The sequence below is a fragment of the Georhizobium profundi genome (assembly GCF_003952725.1).
GTDB lineage: Bacteria > Pseudomonadota > Alphaproteobacteria > Rhizobiales > Rhizobiaceae > Georhizobium > Georhizobium profundi.
This window is the reverse complement of sequence record NZ_CP032509.1, coordinates 3,500,097-3,523,214: the sequence shown is the minus strand read 5'-3', so window position 1 is coordinate 3,523,214 and position 23,118 is coordinate 3,500,097. Positions and strand designations below refer to the sequence as shown.

Genomic DNA, 23,118 nt, shown 5'->3' with positions numbered 1-23,118 from the left:
GGAAATTCCACCGATGATGATTTTCCGGCTTGCATCGACTAGACCAAATCGCTAGTGAAACCGGGCCTTCGGGCCATGTCGGAGTGTAGCGCAGCCTGGTAGCGCACCTCGTTCGGGACGCAATGTCCCTAAGCCAGATCGGCTTTATTTTTCAGCTTCTTAGACTTCATCCCACCCTCTGCGGTGGGATTTTTCGTGGGACTGACTGCATCGGCCGTCGCTTGCATGCCGGTGCGGAGATCCTCGTTGGTGACGTGGGCATATTTCGCCGTCGTCGACACGTCGTAGTGGCCGAGCAGCAGCTGCGGCATGCGCAGATTGCCGGTCTGCCGCAACAGCCGGGTTGCGGCCGTGTGGCGCGTGTCGTGGAAGCGGAAGTCTTCCACCGTGTCCGGCCGGTAGCGACGCCAGGCCGACTTGAAGCCTTCAATCGTGATCGGATAGCGCCTGCCGCGCTCCCGCACCATGCCCTCCTGTCGCCTGGTCTTGACCGCGACATAGGTGAAGACGGCTTCGGGATGGTGATCCTTCAGGCTCCATAGAAGGTCATGGCACTCGTCGGTCATGGGAATGACGCGCGCCTTCTGTTGGCCGCGACGGCCTTTGCCGATCACCGTGAACTGCCGGCTGAAGAAATCGACCCTCGGCCAGATCAGGCCGACGATCTCGGCGCGACGGCATCCTGTCATCAGAGCAAAGCGGACCGCCGGCGCATAATCGTCGCGCATGGCCGCGTCGATCGCTGCCTCTTCGTCCGGCCGTGCCTCACGCACCCGTTCCTGCGGACGGGACAACGTAAGCTTCTTCCAGTTGATTCCACGGACGGGCACATCCCAGACGTCGCGCGCCCGGAAGAGAACAGCTCGCAGCGGATCGATGACGGCGCGGTTGACGGTCGCATTGGCCGGCCAGCGCTTGAAGTTGCCTTCCTTGTCGACGATTGCGACGCCACGCCTGCGGGCGATCAGATCAGCGACAACGTTGCTGGTGATTTCGTCCAGCCGCTTGGCTGGGCCGATCTGCTTTTGAAGCCATCCCAGATAATCGAAGAGATCTGCGGCCGTGGCCGAATGCTGGCCGACTTCGTTCCAGTAGCGGGAGAAGGCGATGTCTACCTTCATCGGTCCGGCAGAGAGGAATTCGGCCTCGCGGGCCATCTCGGCCTCGGCAAGCTTGATCTTATCTTTCAGGACTCGACGCGCGTGCCTCTCTTCGGTCGCGCCTGTCGGTCCAGAAAATCGACGACCTTTCCGCACGAAGTCGTACGTGAACTCTTCCTGGCCGGGGCGGCGGTAGACTGACACGTCTCTGTTCTCCCTTCCAGGAAGGCCTCCAGATCCTCGGCCGTGTAACGCCGGGTGGGGCGCTTATCGCCGCAGCCTATATTCACGTAGCGCAGCGCGCCAGTGCGCGTGATCTGGCGCAGATGCTTGGTCGATACCCTGAGGCGAAATGCTGCCTCCTCAGGCGTCAGCAGCTCACGCATGGCTGAAGAACTCCTCTCGCAGGAGCGGAAATCCCGAATGGCTCGGCGGCGCAGCGCAATTCATTTCGCGGCCTCCAATCGGCGCGCCGAGGCGCGACGCATCTGGTTTCGCTTATGTGTCACCATTTCGAGATGATCGGGGTCCGGATTCACGCAAAGCCGATTTCGGCACTTGTGATCGATCTGCTTCTTTCCGGGGACATAGCCGTGCTCGTTCGTGAACATCACGCGGTGGACCGCCACGGTTTGTCCCGAGAGGGTCATTCGCGGATAACCAGCACCTCGGCCGCTCTCGCCTGAGGTCGGGCCAGTCCAGATCCAACATCCGGTCGCCTCATCGACCACCACACTGGCGAGCACCTTGGCTCGGATGTCATCGCGGCGACACATCGCGAACCTCCTAGACAAGCGAGCCGCGCCGATCGGCGCTGGCACATTCGGGGCAGGTGTGGGTGTAGGGCTCGGCCTTGGCTCCGCCGGCAATGCGTGGCGGTTTGCCGAAAAGGTCGCTGGTGTCGCGATCGCGGCCGGCTGCGGCTGCGGCCGGGATCTTCCGGACGATCCATCCGGCCGCCTTGGCATCGGCGATCATCACGCGGAAGTCTTCCTCGGCGTAGGTGTTGGGGTAGGCGGCGGGGCAGGCATCGCAGGTGATCTGCATGCGCTGATCGTGGCGGGTGATGCTCATAGGGCAGGCACCTCGCGAGGTTCCGGAAAGGCGTCGTGGATGACGCCGTCCAGTTCGCGGCCGGCGCGCTTCTTGCCGACCTTCAACAGGAAGGCAGCACTGGCGCCGATCGTTTCGACCTTCGTGGCTCCACAGGCATGGCTCAATTCGATCTTGGTGCAGGGGCGGAATTCACCCCATTGCTTGAACAGGAACGGCACGTCGGCCGCCGCACATTGGTCGCGCAGAGATAGCGCCCATGCTGGATGCATCGGCCTGGCCGAAGGGCCGCTTTCGCCGCCGGCGACGATCCAATCAATGCCCTGCAGGATCGGCCCGTTCTTCCAAGGATGGTCCGCGATCGGCATCGCCCCGCTGGTCAGACAAAAGTCGATCCGCCCGAGCAGCGGCTCGGCGGAGATCCAACGGATCGCGCCCGGCGTTGCGAGCAGATCCGGGATGCGTTCATCGGCGCGCTTCTGATCCTCGACGCTGACACCGAGCCAGACATTGGGGAGCGGCCACGGCGCGTCGAGATAAAGGCTGTAGACGTTGCCGCGATCCTTCAGCGCGTCCATCACGCCGCCATCGCCTTCCATGTGCGCAGCCGCTTCCAGGTGGATGCGCTCTAATGGCAAGCGGCCAAGAATCGGGATCTTCCAGTCAGGTCCGTTGACGTAGCTCCGCATCCGATCGGAGCGCTTCGTCAGCACTTGGAAGGTGTGCTGCGGGGCAAGCGCCATGACAGCGAATACCTGGTCGATCCATGCGTCGGGCACGCTTTCGTGGAAGAGATCGCCATGGGCGCAGACGAAGATCATGCGCGGCTGCTTCCAGCTCAGCGGCTGAAGCAAGGCGCGCTCGTTGAAGCGCACCTCGCCGTTCCAGACCGGCCCGGCCTTGCTGTCGATCGTAAGGCCGGCGCGCGAGGGATGGTTGCGCAGGCGGGTGCCGGCGAGGCGCATGGCGTAGCAATTGGTGCAGCCGGGCGAGACGACGGAACAGCCTGTGATCGGGTTCCAGGTGGCGTCGGTCCATTCGATAGCGGTTTTGTCAGCCATGGTTCGGGCCACCCATGAGATCCGCGCGATCGATCCGCTCGATCTCGGCCAAGAGCAATGCGGCGGCGCGCACAAGATTGCGCCGGCGATCTTGTGGCTTCCACCAGGTCGCAGCCCAGTTTTTCGGCCATAGTCGAGGCCGGGTGCGTGCGCCTGCTGGCCATCCTGGTGTCACCAATTCGGGATCGGGCAGGGCGTAACAAGCAGCGGCCTGCGCGAGACTTTCATCGACATGAAAGTCATCATGCTCGCTCGACCAGCCTTCTTCATTCACCTGCCGATCACGTTCGTTCATCACGTCGATCAGCGCCTTGGTCTGATCGGTGGGGTCTATCCAACCGGCCTCAATCGCGGCTTCGAACGGGCTGTCGTCTGGCTCGCCCCATGCTTCATAGCTCATAGTGCTCTCCATGCTTCGAACCGGGCTCGCAGATGACGCCATCGGGCGGCTGCGGCTTCGTCGGTGTTGAGGTGTTTGCGGCTGGTGATGGCGAGCGCCCAGCGCAGCAACTCGGCGGCTGCTCCGGCGTTGGGGCAGGGCTTCTCCATCAGCTCGGACAGGAATTTCTGGAAGGCGGCCTCGTCGCACTTCATGGAGGCCTCGGCAGCGTAGTTTCGGTGCCGGCTGTCGTCTGGCCGGGCCTCGGGAGCCGCGTGCGAGATCTGGCTGGTATCGCGATGCGCGTGAAGGTCCGCCGGCGGGGCCGATGGTTGGCCTGCCAATTCAAGCGTGTTGCGATACCAGCCAATCTCCCGCTCGAGCCGCTTGATGCGGTCGGCGGCCCGCCTGACGAGGCCGACGAGAAACCAGATGTCATCATGAGCACGGGCTAGGAATTCGGCAAGGCCGTGGCCGACGTGACGGTCCAAAACCGCGATGCGTCCGCTTTCGCGGGTCGCCGGCTCCACGCCTTCCAAGGCGAGGCTGCGGTCCTTCTCGACGACAAGCGTGAGAGTGCAGCCGTCGCCCATGCGGGCTTCGATCGCTCTCAATCGCTTGGCGTCTTCGGACGGCTGCATCAGACGCGGCGCTCCATCTCGTAGGCGCGCGCGTCCATGATCGTCTGTTGCGTGAGCTGGCCCATCGCAAAGCCGATCGCGAAGATGGCGCCGGCGAGGATCGTGACGAGGACAGCATCGGTGATGCTCTTGGTCTGCATCGCGGCCAGCTGCTTGCCCTCTTCGGTCGGAACGACCATGGGCGGAAGCGTCTCGTCGTTGGCCGGGCGGCGAACCGGATGCTCGATGTCGCCGAGGCAGGCGTCTACCAGTGAAAAGCTTGTGCTGGGGAAGCGCGCCTTCATCGCACGACACTCCGCACGGACGCGCGGCGGGCGCGCTTGGCGGCAACGGGTGCCAAGTGGGCAATGAGCGCTGGCGAAGCTCCGGAGCGGCCGGCGAGCAGCTCAACGGTGACGCTCACACCGGAGCCAGCGAAGACGCGCATATCATCGGCCAGGCGGTCGATGAGGCGTTCGCGCATGTGCGTCAGGCAGCTGGGTGCGCAGGACTGGCGGGGAGTTCGGCCCTGCGGCTGTGCTGCTGGGCGGTACTGATTGCGGATCATCGCAGTCTCCTGAAAAGAGGAGACCGCGCGGCAGTTGGGGGCATGGGAGGGGTGCAGCGCCGCGCGGCCGTTCCCGATGAGGAACGACAGAAACGTGCGTTATGCACGGCAATCTGTCAATCAAAAAAGTGCGAAACGCACGCTTTGCGGTTTTAGCCGCTTTTGCGCACGGCCCTCGGCAGGGACAAAGACCCCTGCAGGCCGCCTTGCTGGTCCACCTTTTTCAGCGCCTTTGGCGGAAGCACTGCGAAGATCTCGCCAACCCACTCAAGGCGCACGTTCTCGATGGGGGCGGCATTCCAGGAGAACAGATGAACGTGGCTGTCGTTTCCTCGCATGATGGTCTTGAGAAAGCGTCTTCCATCCTCGGTTCGAACAGCAGCGTCTTCGCCGTAGAACGCCTCGATTGGGCGCTTGCGTTCTTTGTAGCAAATGATGACGGCGCCATCTTTGTAGACGGGGAGCATCGAATCCCCACGAACGCCGAAGGCGATCATCTCAGCGGGTAGCGGGAAGGGTACCCAAATCTGCTCAAGTCCGTCTTCGGGGACCTGTTCAAACTCCGGCAGAATCTCGGCCCCGGCCCCGATGTAGCCCATCAAAGGCACTTCCGTTTCGTTTTCCTGCAGGCCTTCTCCCGTCAATAGCCAGGCCCGGCTGACGTGAAGCGCGGTCGCATATCGCTCAGCCATACGGGTGATGCCGCGCGTGCCGTTCTCATGCTGAACGTAGGTTTCGTAGTTCCAGCCGAAATAATTGGCGGCGTCTCGGGCTGACTTAAAACCACGCTTCTCACGGGCTTGTTGCAGGCGGATCGCCGGTTCGGGTCTGTCATCATAGGTCATGTTGTGCAAAAAGCACGGATCAGGCGTGCAATTCGACTTGACTTTAAAACGTGCGTTATGCACGGTCTTCGCCATGTGCGACATTATTGACGTCCGAAAGCTTCGAGGAACATTGGGATGGACGCAGCAACAGCTGGCGGACCATTGCGATGTCGATCGCGCGACCGTTTCCAAGTGGGAGCGTGAGCCGCCCAGCAAAGGGCCGGCTTTGATTCTCCTGCGCGGGCTTCGCGATCGACGGCCCGATGATGCTTCGCACCCTTCGTCTGATCCGGCCGCTGCAACCAGCTTTGCGTCTGCATCTGCACCCCCTTCGTTGCGCGGCCCCTGATGGCGTTCGCGTGATCTGAATTCACCATTTGCCGAACAATCCCACCACGGGATTTCACGCCGGATAATCCCGGCGCGGGATTTCGTGTGCCTAGACGAGGGCACATCATGAGCGAACTGACGAAAGCGCCGTTTTCCGATGCCTGGTTTCACCGGCTGAAGGCGGCACAACGCGATCTGATCAAGCGCTGCGGCGGGATCGATCGCGCTGCCGAGGTGACGTCGGTATCTCGCAGCCAGGTCGGCCGCTGGAACAATGCCGGCGATCCGGACCTAGTGACCATTCCCGCGCTGCTGATGCTGGAAGCCGAATGCGGGCAACCGCTGATCACGTCCGTGCTCGCCGGTATCGGCGGGCGGCGGCTGGCCGACCCCGACGAGCTGGACTCTGGCGGCGCAAGCTCATGCGCGCTGACCGCCCACGCCGAAACGATTTCGCGGGCAGGGGAGCTGATGCAGGTCGGCGCCCGGGCTTTGGCCGACGGCAAGCTGACGCCGGCCGAAGCGACCGAAATGGACCGCGCCGCCTCGTCGATGGAGAAGAGCGTGGCGGATCTGCGCACGGTGCTTTCTCGCGCCAAGGTGCTGCGCGTCGTGGGTGACGACCGATGAGCGCCGCGCGGATCAACCGGAGACGACCGGGGCTCTACAGGCGTCCGTCTGTCCACATTCCGTTGGACGATGCCGTCCGGCTGGATGTCGAGGCTGGTTCCTCGGAGCATTCGCCGCTGAATCGGCATGTCGACACGTTCGATTTCGCCAGCCGCTTCTGCGCAGTGAATCCCGTTGCTGATCGGCTGCCGGGCGGTCTCTTCATCGGAGGCTGGGCGAGCAATGGTTGATTGGACCAGCAGCATGGCGGAAACCGCCGAAAAGCTGCGCGGCGAAGGGATGAGCTGCGGGGTCATTGCGCAACGCCTTGGGGTGAGCCGCAATGCAGTGATCGGCAAGCTCAACCGCATGGGTGTGCCTTCACCGCGCGAGCCCGGTGGCCATGGTGGACCGGGCACCCGCATCCAGCTCGGCAAGCGTGAGGCGCCCGAAACGCCGCGCGGTCCGAAGGCGGTGCAGCTGAAGGATGGTCTGGCGCCCTCCGTCAAAGCATCGGCGGCCGTCCTGGATGCGGACCGACTGGCGGAAGACATCACGCTTGAGCGGCTTGGTGGCCTCGCGTGTCATTTCCCTGTGAGCGGTCATCAGGTGGCTGCCGATGAGCATCGATTCTGCGGCCTGCCGGTCGCGGACCCCGACGCCGGCGAACTGAAGCTCAACCGTCGCTACTGCACTCACCATGCTGCTCGGGCCCGTGCGCGCGACGGGCAGGCGGGGTTCTGACGATGGCGGCGCCCTTTCAGAAGATGGTCGGCGTACAGGTGAGCGTGACGGCGCGGGCAAAGGCTGTGCTTGATGCCCAGGCACAGGCGCGGAACTATTCGACCTCCGCCTGGTGCGGCCTGCTCTTCGACATGGCGTTTGCGGCGGTCTGCGCGCGCGAGAAGGGCGCCATTCATACCGATGCGGATCTCGACGCAATCGTCGGCGCCTGCCTGCTGCTCCATGCGCGCGCGGAGTGGGACACGGCGGAGATTGCCCAGAAGCTCGGCGTGCCGGAAGCGACCATCGTGCGCATCCTCGACACCTGGCGCGAATACCGGCGGGGCGAGGTGTGATGGCAGGTTACGATCCCTTCAGCCCGCGCACTCCGAAAGCAGCAGCCTCGAAGCCCGCCAAGGCAAAGCGCGGCAAGGCGGCGGCTGCTGCCGATGATTCCGAAATGACCGTGACAATGACGCTTCCGGACGGCACCGAGACGCCGCCGGCAACGCTGTCGCAGCTCAAGGAGGCCGTCGATACCGTGAAGGGTGGTATGCCGGAAGCGCCTTCGCCCTACACGAACGGTGTTGCGCGAGACCAGCTGCGCGCGTTCGTCGAGCGGATCGAGCGGCTCGAGGAAGAAAAGAAGGCGATCGCCGACGACATCAAGGGCGTCTATTCCGAGGCGAAGGGTTGCGGCTTCGACACCAAGGCGCTTCGGCGGGTGATCGCGTTGCGCAAGCTCGATCCAGACGAGCGGGCGGAGCAAGAGGCGATCCTCGACACCTATCTCGTCGCGCTCGGCATGATGCCGGAGCACGGCTGATGAAATATCAGCTCCTCCCGCCACTTTCCGACGATGACCGCGCCGCGCTCGAAGCCTCGATCGTCGCCCACGGCGTCCTCGTGCCGGTGGAATATGACGAGGATGGCAACATCCTCGACGGGCACAATCGCGTCGCGATCTGCGAGAGCCTCGGCCTCGTCGATTGGCCCCGCTTCGTGCGCAAGGGATTGGCGGAAGAGGAGAAGCGGACGCTGGCGCGCGAGCTAAACGTTTCGCGGCGGCACCTGACGGCAGCCCAGAAGCGCGATCTGATCGCCGACCAGCTGCGGGACACGCCTTCGATATCGTCGCGCGCGATCGCGCAGATGCTGGCGGTCGATCACAAGACCGTTGCGAAGGTGCGCAAGAGCCTCGTCGCTGGTGGGGAAATTCCCCACCATGAGGAAGTCGAGGGGCGGGACGGCGTCGTGCAGCCGGCGCGCAAGCCGATCCGCACGGCCTTCCTGCCGGAACCGGACAACGCGCGCGAGCTGATGGCGACCGCCAAGTCGATCCGCGATCGCCAGCGTGAGCACGGGCGGCGGGTTCGTACCGATCTCATCAACGAAATCGCGGCGCGTGGAACCGTGGAGGCCGGCACGATGCCGGTCGCCGCCTATCCGATTCTCTATGCGGACCCGCCTTGGGCACAAGAAGCCTGGTCGGATGAGACCGGGCAGGACCGGGGGCTGATGTACCCGGCCATGGATCTCGACGCGATCAAGAAGCTCTGCGCCGGAAAGACCTCGCCGGCGACGCGCGATGCGGTGTGCTTTCTCTGGGTAACGGCGAACCGAACCGATGACGGGGTCGACGTTCTGCGCGCATGGGGCTTCGACTTCGTCACCTGCCTGATCTGGGACAAAATCGACATCGGGATGGGGCGATGGGTGCGGGACCGGCACGAGCTGCTGCTGATCGGCAAGCGTGGCGATTTCCCGGCGCCGCTGCCAGGCACGCAGGCGGCTTCCGTCCATGCGGAAAAGAAGGGCGGGCACTCGGCCAAGCCGTGCTTCTTCGCGGAGATGATCGAGCGGCTCTATCCCGACATGCGCAAGCTGGAGCTTTTCCAGCGTGAGGCATCACTCGCGCCGGACGACGTGCGCCGCAATGGCAGCTGGTCGTTCTGGGGCTTCGAGGCCGGCGAGGGCGCTTCAGATGGATGACCTTCTGCCGATCATCGAAGGCCTGCGCGACGCTACCGACGATGGGGCACGCGCGGACATGCTGCTGCGGATGCCGCTGGAGATCCTGCTTAAGCGCGAGCTGCAGATCCGCGAGGAGCTCACGCGGCTGAAGTTCCAGCCCGGGCTCGACTGGCTCGCAATCGAGATCTCCGCGCTTCGGCGTACGCGCAGCGAATACGGCGAGCTCGGCTTTTCAACGGATAGGGCACTTCTCGGCGCGCGGCTCTCGCTCGCCTCGGTGCGGGACAAGCGGGACCGACCCGCGACGACAGGGGGCGCAGTTTCATGCAGCCAATGATCATCGACAGTTTCGCCGGCGGCGGCGGTGCCTCGACGGGTATCGAGATGGCGCTCGGGCGCTCGCCGGATGTGGCGATCAACCACTCGGCCGACGCGCTTTCCATGCATGCGGTGAACCATCCGGACACGCTGCATCTCGACAGCAACATCTGGGACGTCTCGCCGCTGGAAGTGACGAAGGGCCGACATGTGGGGCTCTTCTGGGCCTCGCCGGACTGCAAGCACTTCTCAAAGGCCAAGGGCGGCAAGCCGATGGATCGCAACATCCGCGATTTGGCGTGGATCGTCGTGCGCTGGGCGGAAGAGGCGAAGCCAGACGTCATCATCCTGGAGAATGTCGAGGAGTTCCGCACGTGGGGGCCGCTCTGCAATGACGGCAAGCCGATTCCCGAACTGCGCGGCCTGATCTTCGAGCAATGGATGAAGCGGCTGAAGAAAGCCGGATACAAGGTGCAGTGGCGCGAGCTGCGCGCCTGTGACTATGGTGCACCGACGATCCGCAAGCGGTTCTTCCTGATCGCAAGGCGGGACGGGCGGCCGATCGTCTGGCCAAAGCGCACTCATGGCGATCCGAAGAAACCGGATGACGCGAAGCTGATCAAGGCCGGCAAGCTGAAGCCATGGCGCACGGCGGCGGAGATCATCGACTGGTCGCTGCCATGCCCTTCGATCTTCGACACGGCCGACGAGATCATGTCGAAGCACGGGGTGCGGGCCGTGCGGCCGCTGGCGGATAACACGATGCGCCGAATCGCGCGCGGCGTGATGCGCTACGTGCTGGAGGCAAAGCGGCCTTTCATCGTGGTGGCGAACCATGGTGGCGACCATTTCCGGGGGCAGAGCATCGACGAGCCGGCACACACGGTTGCCGCTGCCCGTGACGCTTGGGGGCTCGTGGTCCCCGTCGTCACGGCTGGGCAGCATGGCGGATCGAACCGCGCGGCCGATGCGCCGCTGCACACGATCACGGCTAGCCCGAAAGATCAGAACGCGATCGTTGCGGCCCACCTGACGAAGTTTCAGACCGGCTCGACCGGCGCGCTTCTCGACGAGCCGCTGCCGACCGTGACCGCCAACAGCTATGTGAAGCGGCCCGGCGGAGCGGCGCCGATCGGCCTCGTCGCGCCGTACCTGGTGCCGCGCTACCAAGAGCGGGAAGGGCAGGCGCCACGCGTGCGCTCGGTCGAGGAACCTGCGGCGACGGTGGTGCCCGGCGGGAACGAAGGGGTGCTCGCGGCGGTGCATCTGTCGCGCCAGTTCGGCGCCTCAATCGGCTCCGAGGCCAGTGAGCCTGTCGGCACGATCACGGCCGGCGGCGGCGGCAAGGCGGCGGTGGTTGCCGCTTTTCTCGCGCAGCACAACAATGACAGCCGGCGTATCGGCGGCGTGAACCCGGGCCGCCCGGCCGACGAGCCGATTGCGACCATCACCCAGGCCGGCGCGCAGCAGGCCGTCGTCGCGGCGCATCTTCTCAACATGCGGGGCAGTGCCCGTCGCCATCAGAGTGTCGAACAGCCCGCACCGACCGCGACGGCCGGCGGCAATCATGCTGCGGTGATTTCCGGCTTCCTGACGAAATACTACGGCACCGGCGACGGCGCGGCTGTCGATGCGCCGATGCACACCGACACCGTCAAGGATCGCTTCGGCCTCGTGACTCTCGACATCGACGGGCAGACCTATGCCATAGCCGATATCGGCATGCGCATGCTGACGCCACGCGAGCGGTTCCGAGCGCAGGGCTTTCCCGACAGCTACATCATCGACAGGCGTCTGGATGGATCAGCGATCTCGGCGACCGTGCAGGGCTCCTGCTGTGGCAATAGCGTGCCGCCTCCCGTGGCGGCCGTGCTGGTTGCGGCGAACTGCGGCCACCTGGCGGCGGAGAAGAGCGGGGTGGCGCTGTGAGTGCGCTCTCTCGCCCTATTCTGCGCTGGCACGGCGGCAAGTGGCGCCTCGCGCCTTGGATCATCGGCCACTTTCCGCCGCACCGGGTCTATGTCGAGCCCTTCGGCGGCGCGGCGAGTGTGCTGATGCGGAAGCCTCGGCTCTGGGCGGAGTGCTACAACGACCTGGACGGAGACGTGGTCAACGTCTTCCAGGTGCTGCGCGATCGCTTGGCAGCTGCGGATCTACGCGCACGGCTGGCACTGACGCCTTTTGCTCGAGCTGAGTTCGACGCGACCTATGAGCCGGCGGCCGACCCGATCGACGCGGCGCACAAGACGATCGTGCGCAGCTTCATGGGGCATGGCTCCGACAGTGTATCGAGATCCTGCCGAACCGGCTTTCGCGCGAAGATGAGCGACAACCGCGCATTTGCAGCGCAGGCGTGGAGCAATTACGCCGACGCGGTGCCCTTCTTCTGCGAGCGATTGCAGGGCGTGCTGATCGAGCAGCGCGACGCGCGGGAAGTGATGACGCGGCTGGATGGTGCCGATACCCTGCACTACGTCGACCCGCCGTACATGATCGCCACGCGATCGTCGCTCGCGGGTGGGCGCGGCGCAACGCACGGATATCGGCACGAGCTGACCGACGACGACCACGACACCCTGCTGACGTTCCTGGACGGACTGCGGGGCTATGTCGTGCTCTCCGGCTACCCCTCGGAAGACTATGACAGGGCGCTCGGACATTGGCGGCGCGTGGAGATGCGCGCGCTGGCCGACGGCGCCAAGGAACGGACCGAAGTGCTCTGGATCAACCCGGCCTGCGCGGCCGCGCTGGACGCACAGGCCGGTGGGCTGGGCATGCCGCTCTTCGGTGTCCTCGACGACGGAAGGGAGGCTGCGGAATGAGCCAGGCGCGCTTCTCGATCATTCCCGGCTGGATCGTCACAGATCCTCGGCTCAAGGGCCGCGACCTGCAGGTGCTGTGCCTGCTCGGCCGTTACACGGATCGGCAAGGCTGGTGCGTACGCAGTCAGGTGAAGATGGCCGGGCAGCTGAACTGCGCGCGGTCCACGGTGCAGCTCTCGCTCGACCGTCTGGTGACCATCGGCGCGGTGGAGAAGCGGGCAGGTGTGAGCCGCGATGGCCGTGACACGTCTTACTGGTACCGCGTGATCTACGACCGCGCTGTGGTGGCCGAAGAGATGGCTGCATGGGATGATGGCGAGCCCGACGATCTGCCCAATGACGCGGTAGATGAAACGGGCGAAAACCTAGGAATTCAGTCTCGTGAGACGGTCGATTTCAGGCAGACCCCTGCCGATATATCGGCACCCCCTGCCGACCCTGCATCGGCACCCCCTGCCGATCCTAGATCGGCACCCTATAAGAACGACCCCACTTTAACGACCCAAGCAGAACGAAGAGAGAGAGATGCGCGCGAGCGCGTGATCAATTCGGATCTGGAAGGGCAAGGGACGGTTGGTTCGGCGCCGGCCGAGGATGCGAGGGTAATCGAACGGGCGTTCAAGCGGACATTTCCGCGTTGGCCCACCTATGTCGATGACAGCGAGCCGGAGGCGCGGACGGCGTGGCTCGGGCTTAGTTCTGCGGATCGGTCCGAGGCGGCCGACCGCATCGAAGATTACATCGCTGCGACCAAGGCTGGGCCGCGAAAGCACATCTGCGCATTTTCACGATACCTGCGCGAAAAGCGCTGGGAGAAGCTGCCGCCGCGCGATGCCAAGCCAGTCGCGACGCACAGCGCAGAGCCGCCGTTCGGCAAGGGCTGGGGCGTGATGCGCCTCGTCGAGCTGATCCAGCCGCCGGGGCCGATGCCTGCGCCGACGCACTTCATCCAGAAGCTGATCGATGCCGGCGGACCGCAGGCAGAACGGGAACGACTGCAGCACCAGGCGCGACACGGCTGGCCGAAGGTGAATGCGATGCATGCGCATGCAGCGGATCGGCGGGGCTTTCAGGTGCCTGTCGAGATCCTGCCGCTCGGCGAAGGGTTCCGCCAGGTGAAGCGGGGATCGCCGCTGTGGGAAGCATGGCGCGCGCTGCATGAGCGGTGGGGCAGGCCGTGGGTTCCGGATGGGCCGGACTGGATCTGGATGCCGGCGGGCGAGGACCCGGACGCGGCGATGGTGGAATTCGAGAAGGCAGTGAAGGCAAAGGATGCGGACGATGATGATGGCGAAAATCGAGCAGCAGCTGAATGATCCGGAAGCCGCTGACCGCGCATTCCAGCGCTGGCAGCGCGATCGGGCCTTGGACAAGGCATTGCGGGAAGGGCTGGAGCGCGAGTCGTTTCCGCGTGAGGGTGGACCGGTGGCGCGTTGGTACGTGCTGCGGGTGAAGCGGCGGACTGAAGAGCGTGTAGCTGAAGCTGTGGATAAGCTCGGCCTTACGCGCTGGGTGCCGATCGAGATGGTGAACGCAAAGCACCGTCGACACGGTGGCTCTCGCATCGTGGAGCGGCCCATCTTTGAGGGCTTCGTTTTTGTCGAACTGGTCGGCAACGCGTATGCCTGGCTCTTCCTGCTGGGTATCCAGGGCGTCCAAAGCATTCTCGGCAGCGAGCACGGCCCGATGCCCGTCGATCGCCGAAAGATGAGCGATCTCATGAAGATGGTCGATGCCGGCGTCTTCGATGGAAAGAAGGGCGCACGGGATCGCGCAAAGGCGCTGATCGCGAATGACTTCCCGGTCGGATGCAGCGTCACGATTGCCAGCGGACCGTTCGAATATCTCAACGCGGTCGTCGATGGCTATGCTCCGAACCGGCACGTGAGAGCAATGGTGAACCTGTTTGGCCGTCAATGCGCCGTCGATCTGTCGATTGACCAGATCAAGCGACTCGTCTAGCGACTCTGTTCCAGGACGATCCGCTGATCCTGAGCGAGCCCTTGAGGCGCTGGCGACAAAGTCGACCAAGCGCCGAACGAGACGAGAGTCTCGGGGCAGGTACGCCGGGCGGACCCAGCCAATCCACACGCGATTGGTGCCAAGGGCGGCTTGTGGCTGCGAGCGATCAGAACATCATGGGCAGATTGAAAGCAGTGAAGCCGCGCGTAGCGGCTTTGCCTCCACGTATCGGTCGAGCCGTCGGCGATGAGCAGGCTCGGCACCGTGAGCGTGATGCGACGATCGGATGGCGCGCCTGGTACAAGACGGCACGCTGGCAGAAGCTGCGGCTGAAGATCCTGCAACGCGATCTCTACACCTGCCAGAAGACAGGCGCGCTGCTGGTCGGCAAGCACCCGGCGCCTAACAGCCCGGTGGTCGACCACAAGCGCCCACATCGCGGCGACGAGCGGTTGTTCTGGGATGAGAACAATCTGCATGCCGTGAGCAAAGCTTACCACGACAGCGAGAAGCAGGCCGAGGAAAGGGCTCGACGATGAATAATGCGCAGATGGTGAAGTGCTTCAATGAATGGATGCGCCGCTACATCGAAGAGCCCGGTCGGTTCGAAGCAGAGTTCCAGTCCGTCAATCAGTTCCTTGCTGATGAGGCCGACGGTCGCGAACCCACCTATGGCGAGAGCTGCACTGCACTGATGCAGCGGATCGCCGAAGAATGCCCAGTCGGCTAAAGCAGGCCGAAGAGCGGCGGAAAGGCTGACATGCAGATCGGCATGATCGAAGGCGCAACCCGAATAATCGGCAAGTGCCAAGGCTACCTCGGCCTCCCACTTCGCGACGAGCTTATTGCCTGCACGGTCAATGGCGAAGGCACGCCATCCATGGTGACGGCATGGCAACCGACGCCCGACGAGCTTGAGCGGCTCAACGCAGGCGCATCGGTGCACCTCCGCGTGCTCGGGGTCGCGCACCCGCCCGTCATGGTCGAGGTGGGACCGACGCCGACCGACTGACCCTCAAGGGGGGGGGGCGGGTCGAAAGTCTGGAGCCCCTCTGCGGCTAGACCCGCGTCCCCCTCACGCACAGGTTTTTTTCGTCATGGGAAATTTTGAGCCGGCATTTGACCTGCTTGGCGACCCCATTCCTGAGGGGTTCGGCAAAAAAGGTCGACCGCCACACATCCCAACTGAGAAAAACCGAAGTAAAATCATACTGTTGCTGGCTCAAGGTTGGACTGATCCGCGGATCGCAGGTGCGCTCGGCATCAGCCTTCCGACTTTGAGGAAGCATTATTTTCGCGAGCTCAAGGTGCGGGACATCGCTCGCGACCGCGTGGAGGCGATCGGCCTGCTGACGCTCTGGGAGCAGGCGAAAGCCGGTAACACGGCGGCGATGAAGGAATTCTTTCGTCGCCACGACGCGTCGATCGAGCCGATCTACGACGAGCGCGTCAATCGCGAGACCGAGCGCCGAGGCAAAAAGGAACAGGATCGCCTCGAAGCGGAAAGCCCTCCGAACGATTGGGAGAGCGTTATCCCGCCGCAACATAGGGCGCACTGATGGCGGACTTTTCTTGCCCGGACTGGTTCGAGAAGCTAAAGGCGGGCCGGTCACCGCTGCCGGACAACATGCCGCTCGACCAGGACGAGGCTCGGCTCGCGGTCGAGGCGTTCAACAAGCTTCGCCTGCCGGACGTTCCGGGCAAGCCGTTGTTGCGCGATGTCGCGGGCGAGTGGGCGCGCGACTTCGTAGCCGCCATCTTCGGTCTGGTCGAGATGAACGACGACCGGACAGTCGTCATCGACAGGAAGGCGCGTAAGTTCTTCCAGCTGGTGCCGAAGAAGAACTCGAAGACGACGAACGGCGCGGCGATCATGATGACCGCGATGCTGCGCAATCGCCGGCCGAACGCTGAATTCCTGCTCGTCGGTCCGACACAGGCAACCGCTGAACGGGCTTACGAACAGGCCGAGGGAATGGTGAAGGCCGATCCCTGGCTAAGAAAGCGGTTCCATCTTCGGGAGCACATCAAGACGATCGAGGACCGCACGAACGGCGCGAAGCTTCGCATTCGGTCCTTCGACAACAAGGTGATGACTGGCGCCAAGCCAGTCGGCGTTCTGGTCGACGAGCTGCACGAGCTGGGAAAGATCAGCTACGCGGCCAAGGTGATGACCCAGATCGAGGGCGGTATCATCGCCAACGCCGAGGGCTTCGTGATCATCATCACGACGCAGTCGGACGAACCACCCTGCGGCGTGTTCAAGGATGAACTGAAGCTCGCTCGCTCCATTCGCGACGGCGAGTTCGAGGACGCCGAGACTCTGCCGATGCTCTACGAGTTTCCGGCCGAGATGCAGGCGGACGAAAACCAGCCGTGGGCGGATCCGACGAACTGGCACCTGGTGCTGCCAAACCTCGGAAAGTCGATCACGGTCGAACGGCTCTCGCCAAAATATCGCGAGGCCAAGGAAGCCGGCGACGACAAGATGTCGATCTGGGGATCGCAGCATCTCAACATCGAGGTTGGTATCGCCACCAACCGCGATCGATGGGCCGGCGTCACTTACTGGCAGGCCGCGCACCGCAAGGGCCTGACTCTGGATCGCCTGATCGAGGATTGTGACGTCTGCGTCGTTGGCATCGATGGCGGTGGCCTGGACGATCTGATGGCGATTGCTGTCATAGGCCGCCACAAGATCACGCGCACCTGGTTGCATTGGGCGCGGGCTTGGGCCCACAAGGACGTGTTCGAACGGCGCAAGGAAATCGTCAGTCGCCTCGAGGACTTCATTGCGCAGGGCGATCTGATCCGTTGCGACGCAATCGACCAAGACGTCACTGAGATCGCCGATATCTGCGAGCGGCTGCACGCCGCCGGTAAGCTTCCTGAGAAAGCCGGGATAGGTCTCGACGCATACGGCATCGCAAGCCTCCTCGATGCGCTCGACGAACGCGGGATGGCTGGCGATCTGGTGATGTCGGTCGGGCAGGGCTGGAAGCTCCAGTCAGCCATAACAACGCTACCCCGCAAGCTGAAAGACAAGACCATGCAGCATTGCGGACAGGATTTGATGAAGTGGGCGGTCGGAAACGCGAAGTCTGAGCTGCGCGGATCGAACTACATCGTCACCAAACAGGCTGCCGGCGCCTCAAAGATCGATCCGCTGATGGCGACCTTCAATGCCGCGATCCTCATGTTTCTCAATCCTGAAGCCAGTTCCTTCAACGCCGACGATTGGATTGCGAGCTACGCATGAATTGGCTCTCTAGAATGCTCGGTCTCGGTGGAAAGAAGGATGTCGAGCCGTGGCGCGGCGGGCAGGCGTCGTCGGAAAACGCCGACAATTTCGTGACCAATCAGATTACCGTCGCGGAGTATCGCGATCAGCGTCTCTCCGCTGCCAATGCCGCCATCGGACTATCGGCGACCTGGGCATGTGTGCAGCTGATCGCCGGGACCATCGCATCGTTGCCGCTGATGGTCTATCGGACCGATGCCAAGGGCATCCGGACTGTAGCGAGGGATCATCCTCTCTACTTCGTGCTGCATGACAGCCCAAATTTCGATCAGACAGCCGTCGATTTCTGGGAGGTCATGGCCGCTAGCATCGAGCTCTACGGCAACGCATATGCCGTGATGGAGCGTCGGACAGGCGGCATTCTCAATGCTTTGCATCCGATCCGCCCGGACATCGTCAAGGTTCAACGTCGGAGCGACGGAGCCCTCGAATATGCCTGGATCGAGAACGGGCGCCGCATCGTCAAGACCGGCGACGAGATCTTGCACATTCGAGGCCCTCTTGGTGACGCCGTTTCTGGTGCGTCGACGCTGTCGGTGTGCCGCACGGTATTCGATGACGCATTGGCCGCCGAGAATGCTGCCGGTTCGATGTTTCAGAACGGCGTCAATCCGAGCGGTATTCTGAGCACCAATGAAAATGTCCGCCTGTCCAAAGAGCAGCGCGAGGAACTGGAGACGCTGCTTCAGCAAAAATACATGGGCTCGATCCGTCAGGGCAGGCCGATGCTGCTCGATAATGGGCTCAAGTGGGAGCAGCTGTCGATCAATCCCCATGACGCGCAGATGCTCGAAAGCCGCAAATTCAGCGGTGAACAGGTCTGCCGACTTTTCGGCGTTCCGCCCGCGATGGTGGGGTTCGGCGACAAGGCATCCAATTGGGGAACCGGCAAGGAGGTCGACATCCTCGGTTTCCAGAAATTCACCCTGCGCAAGCGCCTGAAGCGACTGGAGCAATCCCTCCTCAAGCAGCTGGTGCCGCTTGCCGAGCGCCGCGCGCAGGGGATCACCATCGAGTTCAATCTCGAAGGCCTGCTGCGCGGTGATACGGCAAGCCGATATGAGGCCTACGAAAAGGCCATCCGGATGGGTCTGCGCAGCCGCAATGAGTGCCGTGCTCTGGAAAATCTCCCGCCGATCGAAGGCGGTGACGTGATCACCGTGCAAATGCAGGACATCCCGCTTGCCGACGCCGTCAATGGAGACCGTGATGGACAAGAAGACAGCACCCGTTCTTGAGATCAAATCGCTCAAGGATAGCGGCGAATTTGAGGGCTATGGCAGCACCTTCGGGGGCGAGCCCGATGCTTATGGCGACGTCATCGCCGTGGGTGCCTATGCCGAAAGTCTGGCGGTGCACCAGGCGAAGGGCACGATGCCGAAGCTCTTCTGGCAGCACAATTCCGATGAGCCGATCGGCAAGTGGCTGAACGCCAAGGAAGACGATCATGGTCTTCTGATGAACGGCAAGCTCAACATGGACGTGCAGCGCGGCCGGGAGGCTCATGCGCTGTTGAAGGCCGGTGATATCGACGGATTGTCGATCGGCTACCGAATCAAAGAATACAGCGTCGACACCGATACCGGTGTCTGGACACTCGAAAAGCTTGATCTGGTCGAGGTCAGCATCGTTTCCGTCGGCGCCAACGAGAATGCCATCGTGCAGAGCGTCAAGGCCGCCAAGGCGGCGCATGACCTTTTCGAAAAATTGAAGGCCGGGGACCGGCTGACAGAGCGAGAATTTGAGACCTGGCTCAAGGGATTGGGCTTGTCGAATTCTCAGGCGGAGCGTGCCGTGCGCCTCCACCTCAAAGGGCAGGGGGATCCTGCCGACACGGCTGATGATGGCGTCGCATTCCTGCGAGCCCTAGCGGGCTAAAGCCCACTCAATCGAACATCAGGAGATTCCCATGGCGGGACATAGAATGGCTGCCGTTTACGGCGGCTCGATCGCGTTCGTTGCGGCGACGATGGCAATGATGCCTTTCGGGCCGCGCATTGTTTTCGACGCACCGGATCGTTCCGGCGGTGGCGGGAAGTCCGCGGCCGAGCTTGCGGCCGAGGTCAGGAAGGACTTCGAGACGAAGCACGACAAGGTCAAGGAAATCGCCGAAAAGGCGCTTGCTGAAGCCGAAAAGGGTGTGCCTCTGGCAGGCACTGCCAAGGAACTTGCCGATCAGGCATTGCTCGGCATGAACGAAGCTAAAGCCCGGCTGGATGAGCTCGAGCAGAAGATGGCCCGTCGTGGAAATCCATCTGACAGTGCTCAGACGGCGGGTCAGCGCTTCGTCGAGGACGATGGATTCAAGACATTTGCAGGCCAGACGCGTCCGCGTGGCCGGCACATTGTCGAGGTGAAGGACATCTCGTCGCTCACCACGGATGCCGCAGGCTCGGTTGGAACGTTGGTTCAGCCGGATCGGGTTGCTCCAGTCGATCTGCCACGTCGGCGTATGACCATTCGCGCGCTGATTGCACCGGGGAACACGACCTCGAATTCCGTCGAGTACGACAAGGAAAAAGGCTTCACGAACAACGCGGCTCCGGTTGCCGAAGGTGCACAGAAGCCCCAATCCGAAATCCAGTACGAAGAAGCGACGGCACCAGTGCGAACGATCGCTCACTGGATGCGCGCTTCGGTGCAGATTCTGGCAGATGCGCCCGGCCTGCGATCCATGATCGACAACCGGCTGCGATACGGCCTCGCCTATATCGAAGAGGTGCAAATCCTCAACGGCAGTGGCGTGGGACAGAACCTTTCGGGCCTGGTCACGGAAGCCACCACCTTCGCTGCTCCAGGCGCGCTAGTAGCAGACCAGAAGATCGATACCGTTCGTCTCGGAATGCTCCAGGTAGCGCTGGCCGAATATCCGCCAAACGGGGTTGTACTCAATCCCATCGATTGGGCCTTCATCGAAATGATGAAAGATGAGCACGGGCGCTACCTGATTGGAAATCCTCAGGGAACTCTCAATCCGACGCTTTGGGGTCTTCCCGTCATTGCAACCCAGGCCATGGCTCAGGACAAGTTCCTGGCAGGCGCCTTCGATCTGGCTGCTCAGATCTTCGACCGGCAGGACGCGACGGTCGAGGTCTCCACGGAAGACCAGGACAATTTCGTGAAGAACAAGGTGACAATCCGTGCGGAAGAGCGCCTGGCGCTCGCGATCTACCGGCCTGAGGCCCTGGTCTACGGCGATCTGACGCCGCCGGCGCCGCCGACGCCCTGATCTTCGGCTCATCACGAAGGGCGGGCGGCTGCTCGCCCTTCTCATGAACCGAAGGAGACAGACAATGATCAAGGCAATCCTGACAAAGCCGCTGGACGGCATGCCGGAAGGCACGGAGCGCGAGTTCGCTCAGGCAGACTTCGATCGCCTGAAGAAACTTGGGGCGGTCCGCAAGGCCACAGCTGGCGACAGCGCGATCAAGAGAGCGAGCCCGCCGTCCAACAAGAAGGCGCCTGCTGTCACCAACAAGAGCGTTTGAGCCATGCCGTTCGATCCCGTTCGCATCAGCGCGCCAACCGAAGCACCCGTCACGCTCGACGAGGTGAAGGCTCATCTGCGCGTTGTCGAACGGGATGACGCTGGAAACGCTCTTCAGCATGAAGACGATGCTCTGATCCAGAGTTACATCGATGCGGCGGTCAGCCACCTCGATGGCTGGTCAGGCGTTCTCGGCCGTTGTCTCGTGGAGCAGACTTGGCGGGCAGACTTTGCAGCATTCACTCAATGCATGCGCTTGCCACTGGCTCCGGTCTTGAGCATCGCCTCGGTTCGATATCGGCTGCCGGACGGCACGATATCGACGGTGGCCGCTGACAATTATGCACTCGAGCTGCAAGGCGGCGGATCTGCGCTCGTGTGGTTCAAGAGCAAATTCTCTCGCCCCTCAAACCTCTACGAGCGCAGGCCGGTGTCGATCGAGTTCGTCGCAGGCTATGGCGTCGCCAGCAACGTTCCGGCTGCACTGAAGCACGCGATCATGATGATGGTCGCACACTGGTACCAACATGCTGAAGCTGTTGGCCAGGTGTCGTTCGAAGAGCTGCCTTTCGCAGTGAGTGCCCTGACATCACCATTCAGAAGGATTTCACTCTGATGGCGCGCGTGAAGTTTACCAAGGACTTCGACTACAAGCCCCAGCCGAGTGTCACGATCGCTTACGAGGGCAGGCGTGAGTACATTGTGCGGCGAGAATGCGCCGACCAGGCGATCGCGCTCGGTCGCGGGGAAGAGGTTTTGCCCGGTGCTTCCTCGGCCTTGGATGCAGGCGATGCCGAGCAATAGCATCAGCGCCGGGGATCTGAAGCATCGGGTGGCGTTCGATAAACGGGCGCAGGTCCATGACGGCTTCGGCAACAAGCAAGCTGCCTTCCAGGAGGAGTTTTCCTGCCGGGCCGCTTTTAGCCATCGTGGCGGTTCCGAGGCCGTTATGGCGGCGCGGCTCGAAGGGCGGCATGTGCTCGGCGTCTATGTGCGTTCATCCGAAAACACGCGACATATCGGGTCAGACTGGCGGATGCGGGACGTGCGGACGGGCGTCGTCTACGCGATTGACGTCGTGGACGCTGTGACGGATCGCCAATGGGTCTATCTGACGGTCGAGAGCGGCTCGCCGGCATGACGGTCAAGATCCTCAACCGGGCGCGGCTGGAACGGAAGCTAAGGGCCATGTCGGCGAATGCCAAGCGCGAGATCCGCGCGGCGCTGGAAGTGAGTGCTGCCGAGATCGTGGCGCTTGCAAAATCGCTTGTTCCAGTCGGCGACACCGGAGAGCTGCGCGATTCGATCGGCTGGACTTGGGGCCGCGCGCCTAAGGGCAGCATGACGCTTGGACGCGTTGCGGCTGACAGCCTCGGCGCCGATCTCACGATCACGATATATGCCGGCAACAGCGAGGCGTTTTATGCCCGATGGGTTGAGTTCGGCACGGAGAAGGCTGCGGCCCAACCCTATTTCTATCCAGCCTATCGCGCTCTGCGCCGGCGTGTTCGCAGCCGGACCCGGCGCGCGGTCAACAAGGCTGGCAAAGAGGCAGCGAAAGCATGACGGACCCGGTTCTGGAATTGCAGGGTGCGATCGTCGCGCGCCTCATGGCCGATCCTGCAGTCACCAGTCTCGTCGGGGACCGCGTCTTCGACAATGTGCCGGCGGGTGCCTCCTATCCCTATGTCAGCATGGGGCCGAGCGACGCGCTTTCGGACGATGTCGACTGCATTACCGGCTTCGAAATCATGTTCCAAGTCGACGCCTGGTCGGACGCGGTCGGCTTTCCAGAAGTGCGGCGCGTGGCTGATGCCGTCCGGAGCGCGCTCCTAGCTTCCGACCTTTCTCTTGTCGAGAACGCACTTGTCACGTTCGAGCATCGTCAGACGCGCGTGATGCGTGACCGCAACGGCCTCACATCGCATGCGGCGATTACGTTCACCGCGTTCGCGGAACAACCCTGAGCACAACGGAGATCCAG

Annotated in this window: 36 protein-coding genes; 26 read left to right on the top strand and 10 right to left on the bottom strand. The window is 63.0% G+C overall.

The annotated features are described in order from the left end of the window. Positions 1 to 128: 128 nt before the first annotated feature. The 10 genes from D5400_RS17020 to D5400_RS16975 all read right to left on the bottom strand — a co-directional run bounded on the left by D5400_RS17020 (position 129) and on the right by D5400_RS16975 (position 5,701). A complete protein-coding gene (locus D5400_RS17020) occupies positions 129 to 1,157 on the bottom strand; it encodes a tyrosine-type recombinase/integrase (RefSeq protein ID WP_126011100.1) in 1,029 nt (342 codons plus the stop codon). 29 nt (positions 1,158 to 1,186) lie between these two features. Further along, positions 1,187 to 1,486, bottom strand: coding sequence for a helix-turn-helix domain-containing protein (locus D5400_RS17015; RefSeq protein ID WP_126011099.1), 300 nt, complete (start codon positions 1,484 to 1,486; stop codon positions 1,187 to 1,189). Between the two features lie 60 nt (positions 1,487 to 1,546). Next, complete coding sequence (locus D5400_RS17010; protein WP_126011098.1) at positions 1,547 to 1,876, bottom strand: HNH endonuclease signature motif containing protein; 330 nt, start codon at positions 1,874 to 1,876, stop codon at positions 1,547 to 1,549. Positions 1,877 to 1,886: 10 nt separating this feature from the next. Then, positions 1,887 to 2,174, bottom strand: coding sequence for a hypothetical protein (locus tag D5400_RS17005; RefSeq protein WP_126011097.1), 288 nt, complete (start codon positions 2,172 to 2,174; stop codon positions 1,887 to 1,889). After that, the gene (locus tag D5400_RS17000; protein ID WP_126011096.1) at positions 2,171 to 3,214 is read right to left on the bottom strand and encodes a phage Gp37/Gp68 family protein; all 1,044 of its coding nucleotides are present in this window, start codon (positions 3,212 to 3,214) and stop codon (positions 2,171 to 2,173) included. The genes D5400_RS17005 and D5400_RS17000 overlap by 4 nt, the downstream gene beginning before the upstream one ends. Beyond that, entirely contained in the window at positions 3,207 to 3,614 is a 408-nt protein-coding gene (locus D5400_RS16995) for a hypothetical protein (protein ID WP_126011095.1), read from the bottom strand. The genes D5400_RS17000 and D5400_RS16995 overlap by 8 nt, the downstream gene beginning before the upstream one ends. Continuing rightward, positions 3,611 to 4,234, bottom strand: a complete 624-nt coding sequence (locus D5400_RS16990; protein WP_126011094.1) for a hypothetical protein — start codon at positions 4,232 to 4,234, stop codon at positions 3,611 to 3,613. The genes D5400_RS16995 and D5400_RS16990 overlap by 4 nt, the downstream gene beginning before the upstream one ends. Beyond that, positions 4,234 to 4,518 carry a hypothetical protein gene (locus D5400_RS16985; RefSeq protein ID WP_126011093.1) on the bottom strand — a complete coding sequence of 95 codons (285 nt, stop codon included), beginning with the start codon at positions 4,516 to 4,518 and terminating at the stop codon, positions 4,234 to 4,236. Before D5400_RS16985 ends, D5400_RS16990 begins: the two co-directional genes overlap by 1 nt. Beyond that, complete coding sequence (locus D5400_RS16980; RefSeq protein WP_126011092.1) at positions 4,515 to 4,781, bottom strand: hypothetical protein; 267 nt, start codon at positions 4,779 to 4,781, stop codon at positions 4,515 to 4,517. The genes D5400_RS16985 and D5400_RS16980 overlap by 4 nt, the downstream gene beginning before the upstream one ends. Positions 4,782 to 4,933: 152 nt before the next feature. After that, positions 4,934 to 5,701 carry an XRE family transcriptional regulator gene (locus tag D5400_RS16975; RefSeq protein WP_245451333.1) on the bottom strand — a complete coding sequence of 256 codons (768 nt, stop codon included), beginning with the start codon at positions 5,699 to 5,701 and terminating at the stop codon, positions 4,934 to 4,936. On the opposite strand from D5400_RS16975, the gene D5400_RS21885 reads away from it, so the two are divergent. The 26 genes from D5400_RS21885 to D5400_RS16845 all read left to right on the top strand — a co-directional run bounded on the left by D5400_RS21885 (position 5,625) and on the right by D5400_RS16845 (position 23,101). Continuing rightward, a complete protein-coding gene (locus D5400_RS21885; RefSeq protein WP_126011090.1) occupies positions 5,625 to 5,957 on the top strand; it encodes a helix-turn-helix domain-containing protein in 333 nt (110 codons plus the stop codon). The genes D5400_RS16975 and D5400_RS21885 overlap by 77 nt on opposite strands. A 107-nt stretch (positions 5,958 to 6,064) precedes the next feature. Next, entirely contained in the window at positions 6,065 to 6,568 is a 504-nt protein-coding gene (locus D5400_RS16965; protein ID WP_126011089.1) for a hypothetical protein, read from the top strand. Further along, on the top strand, positions 6,565 to 6,798 hold the full coding sequence (locus tag D5400_RS16960) for a hypothetical protein (RefSeq protein ID WP_126011088.1): 234 nt from the start codon (positions 6,565 to 6,567) through the stop codon (positions 6,796 to 6,798). Before D5400_RS16965 ends, D5400_RS16960 begins: the two co-directional genes overlap by 4 nt. Continuing rightward, a complete protein-coding gene (locus D5400_RS16955; RefSeq protein ID WP_126011087.1) occupies positions 6,791 to 7,291 on the top strand; it encodes a GcrA family cell cycle regulator in 501 nt (166 codons plus the stop codon). The genes D5400_RS16960 and D5400_RS16955 overlap by 8 nt, the downstream gene beginning before the upstream one ends. Before the next feature lie 2 nt (positions 7,292 to 7,293). Further along, positions 7,294 to 7,626 (top strand): helix-turn-helix domain-containing protein, encoded by a 333-nt coding sequence (locus D5400_RS16950; RefSeq protein ID WP_126011086.1) that lies wholly within the window; start codon positions 7,294 to 7,296, stop codon positions 7,624 to 7,626. Between the two features lie 197 nt (positions 7,627 to 7,823). Continuing rightward, positions 7,824 to 8,096 carry a DUF2312 domain-containing protein gene (locus D5400_RS21625; protein ID WP_126013477.1) on the top strand — a complete coding sequence of 91 codons (273 nt, stop codon included), beginning with the start codon at positions 7,824 to 7,826 and terminating at the stop codon, positions 8,094 to 8,096. Further along, the gene (locus tag D5400_RS16940; RefSeq protein WP_126011085.1) at positions 8,096 to 9,262 is read left to right on the top strand and encodes an MT-A70 family methyltransferase; all 1,167 of its coding nucleotides are present in this window, start codon (positions 8,096 to 8,098) and stop codon (positions 9,260 to 9,262) included. The genes D5400_RS21625 and D5400_RS16940 overlap by 1 nt, the downstream gene beginning before the upstream one ends. Next, positions 9,255 to 9,581, top strand: coding sequence for a hypothetical protein (locus D5400_RS16935; protein WP_126010309.1), 327 nt, complete (start codon positions 9,255 to 9,257; stop codon positions 9,579 to 9,581). Before D5400_RS16940 ends, D5400_RS16935 begins: the two co-directional genes overlap by 8 nt. Continuing rightward, positions 9,569 to 11,491: a DNA cytosine methyltransferase gene (locus tag D5400_RS16930; RefSeq protein WP_126011084.1), complete on the top strand. Its 1,923-nt coding sequence runs from the start codon at positions 9,569 to 9,571 to the stop codon at positions 11,489 to 11,491. Before D5400_RS16935 ends, D5400_RS16930 begins: the two co-directional genes overlap by 13 nt. Next, complete coding sequence (locus tag D5400_RS16925; RefSeq protein ID WP_245451332.1) at positions 11,488 to 12,384, top strand: DNA adenine methylase; 897 nt, start codon at positions 11,488 to 11,490, stop codon at positions 12,382 to 12,384. The genes D5400_RS16930 and D5400_RS16925 overlap by 4 nt, the downstream gene beginning before the upstream one ends. Then, positions 12,381 to 13,700 carry a hypothetical protein gene (locus tag D5400_RS21265; protein WP_164527923.1) on the top strand — a complete coding sequence of 440 codons (1,320 nt, stop codon included), beginning with the start codon at positions 12,381 to 12,383 and terminating at the stop codon, positions 13,698 to 13,700. The genes D5400_RS16925 and D5400_RS21265 overlap by 4 nt, the downstream gene beginning before the upstream one ends. Then, positions 13,666 to 14,346 (top strand): transcription termination/antitermination protein NusG, encoded by a 681-nt coding sequence (nusG, locus tag D5400_RS16915; protein WP_164527922.1) that lies wholly within the window; start codon positions 13,666 to 13,668, stop codon positions 14,344 to 14,346. Before D5400_RS21265 ends, nusG begins: the two co-directional genes overlap by 35 nt. Positions 14,347 to 14,522: 176 nt before the next feature. Continuing rightward, a complete protein-coding gene (locus D5400_RS16910; protein WP_126011081.1) occupies positions 14,523 to 14,885 on the top strand; it encodes an HNH endonuclease in 363 nt (120 codons plus the stop codon). After that, positions 14,882 to 15,076, top strand: coding sequence for a hypothetical protein (locus D5400_RS16905; protein ID WP_126011080.1), 195 nt, complete (start codon positions 14,882 to 14,884; stop codon positions 15,074 to 15,076). The genes D5400_RS16910 and D5400_RS16905 overlap by 4 nt, the downstream gene beginning before the upstream one ends. 30 nt (positions 15,077 to 15,106) lie before the next feature. Next, the gene (locus tag D5400_RS16900; protein ID WP_126011079.1) at positions 15,107 to 15,358 is read left to right on the top strand and encodes a hypothetical protein; all 252 of its coding nucleotides are present in this window, start codon (positions 15,107 to 15,109) and stop codon (positions 15,356 to 15,358) included. 85 nt (positions 15,359 to 15,443) lie between these two features. Next, positions 15,444 to 15,905: a helix-turn-helix domain-containing protein gene (locus D5400_RS16895; protein WP_126011078.1), complete on the top strand. Its 462-nt coding sequence runs from the start codon at positions 15,444 to 15,446 to the stop codon at positions 15,903 to 15,905. Next, positions 15,905 to 17,605, top strand: coding sequence for a terminase large subunit (locus tag D5400_RS16890; RefSeq protein ID WP_126011077.1), 1,701 nt, complete (start codon positions 15,905 to 15,907; stop codon positions 17,603 to 17,605). The genes D5400_RS16895 and D5400_RS16890 overlap by 1 nt, the downstream gene beginning before the upstream one ends. After that, positions 17,602 to 18,885 (top strand): phage portal protein, encoded by a 1,284-nt coding sequence (locus D5400_RS16885; protein ID WP_126011076.1) that lies wholly within the window; start codon positions 17,602 to 17,604, stop codon positions 18,883 to 18,885. The genes D5400_RS16890 and D5400_RS16885 overlap by 4 nt, the downstream gene beginning before the upstream one ends. Further along, positions 18,857 to 19,525 carry an HK97 family phage prohead protease gene (locus tag D5400_RS16880; RefSeq protein ID WP_126011075.1) on the top strand — a complete coding sequence of 223 codons (669 nt, stop codon included), beginning with the start codon at positions 18,857 to 18,859 and terminating at the stop codon, positions 19,523 to 19,525. The genes D5400_RS16885 and D5400_RS16880 overlap by 29 nt, the downstream gene beginning before the upstream one ends. A 31-nt stretch (positions 19,526 to 19,556) precedes the next feature. Further along, the gene (locus D5400_RS16875) at positions 19,557 to 20,876 is read left to right on the top strand and encodes a phage major capsid protein (protein ID WP_126011074.1); all 1,320 of its coding nucleotides are present in this window, start codon (positions 19,557 to 19,559) and stop codon (positions 20,874 to 20,876) included. Between the two features lie 64 nt (positions 20,877 to 20,940). Next, on the top strand, positions 20,941 to 21,135 hold the full coding sequence (locus D5400_RS16870; RefSeq protein ID WP_126011073.1) for a hypothetical protein: 195 nt from the start codon (positions 20,941 to 20,943) through the stop codon (positions 21,133 to 21,135). A 3-nt stretch (positions 21,136 to 21,138) separates the two neighbouring features. Beyond that, positions 21,139 to 21,750, top strand: a complete 612-nt coding sequence (locus D5400_RS16865) for a head-tail connector protein (protein WP_126011072.1) — start codon at positions 21,139 to 21,141, stop codon at positions 21,748 to 21,750. Continuing rightward, positions 21,750 to 21,938 carry a hypothetical protein gene (locus D5400_RS16860; protein WP_126011071.1) on the top strand — a complete coding sequence of 63 codons (189 nt, stop codon included), beginning with the start codon at positions 21,750 to 21,752 and terminating at the stop codon, positions 21,936 to 21,938. The genes D5400_RS16865 and D5400_RS16860 overlap by 1 nt, the downstream gene beginning before the upstream one ends. Then, entirely contained in the window at positions 21,925 to 22,275 is a 351-nt protein-coding gene (locus tag D5400_RS16855; protein WP_164527921.1) for a head-tail adaptor protein, read from the top strand. The genes D5400_RS16860 and D5400_RS16855 overlap by 14 nt, the downstream gene beginning before the upstream one ends. Beyond that, positions 22,236 to 22,700 carry an HK97-gp10 family putative phage morphogenesis protein gene (locus tag D5400_RS16850; RefSeq protein WP_245451286.1) on the top strand — a complete coding sequence of 155 codons (465 nt, stop codon included), beginning with the start codon at positions 22,236 to 22,238 and terminating at the stop codon, positions 22,698 to 22,700. Before D5400_RS16855 ends, D5400_RS16850 begins: the two co-directional genes overlap by 40 nt. Continuing rightward, positions 22,697 to 23,101, top strand: coding sequence for a DUF3168 domain-containing protein (locus D5400_RS16845; RefSeq protein ID WP_126011069.1), 405 nt, complete (start codon positions 22,697 to 22,699; stop codon positions 23,099 to 23,101). Before D5400_RS16850 ends, D5400_RS16845 begins: the two co-directional genes overlap by 4 nt. Positions 23,102 to 23,118 lie beyond the last annotated feature (17 nt).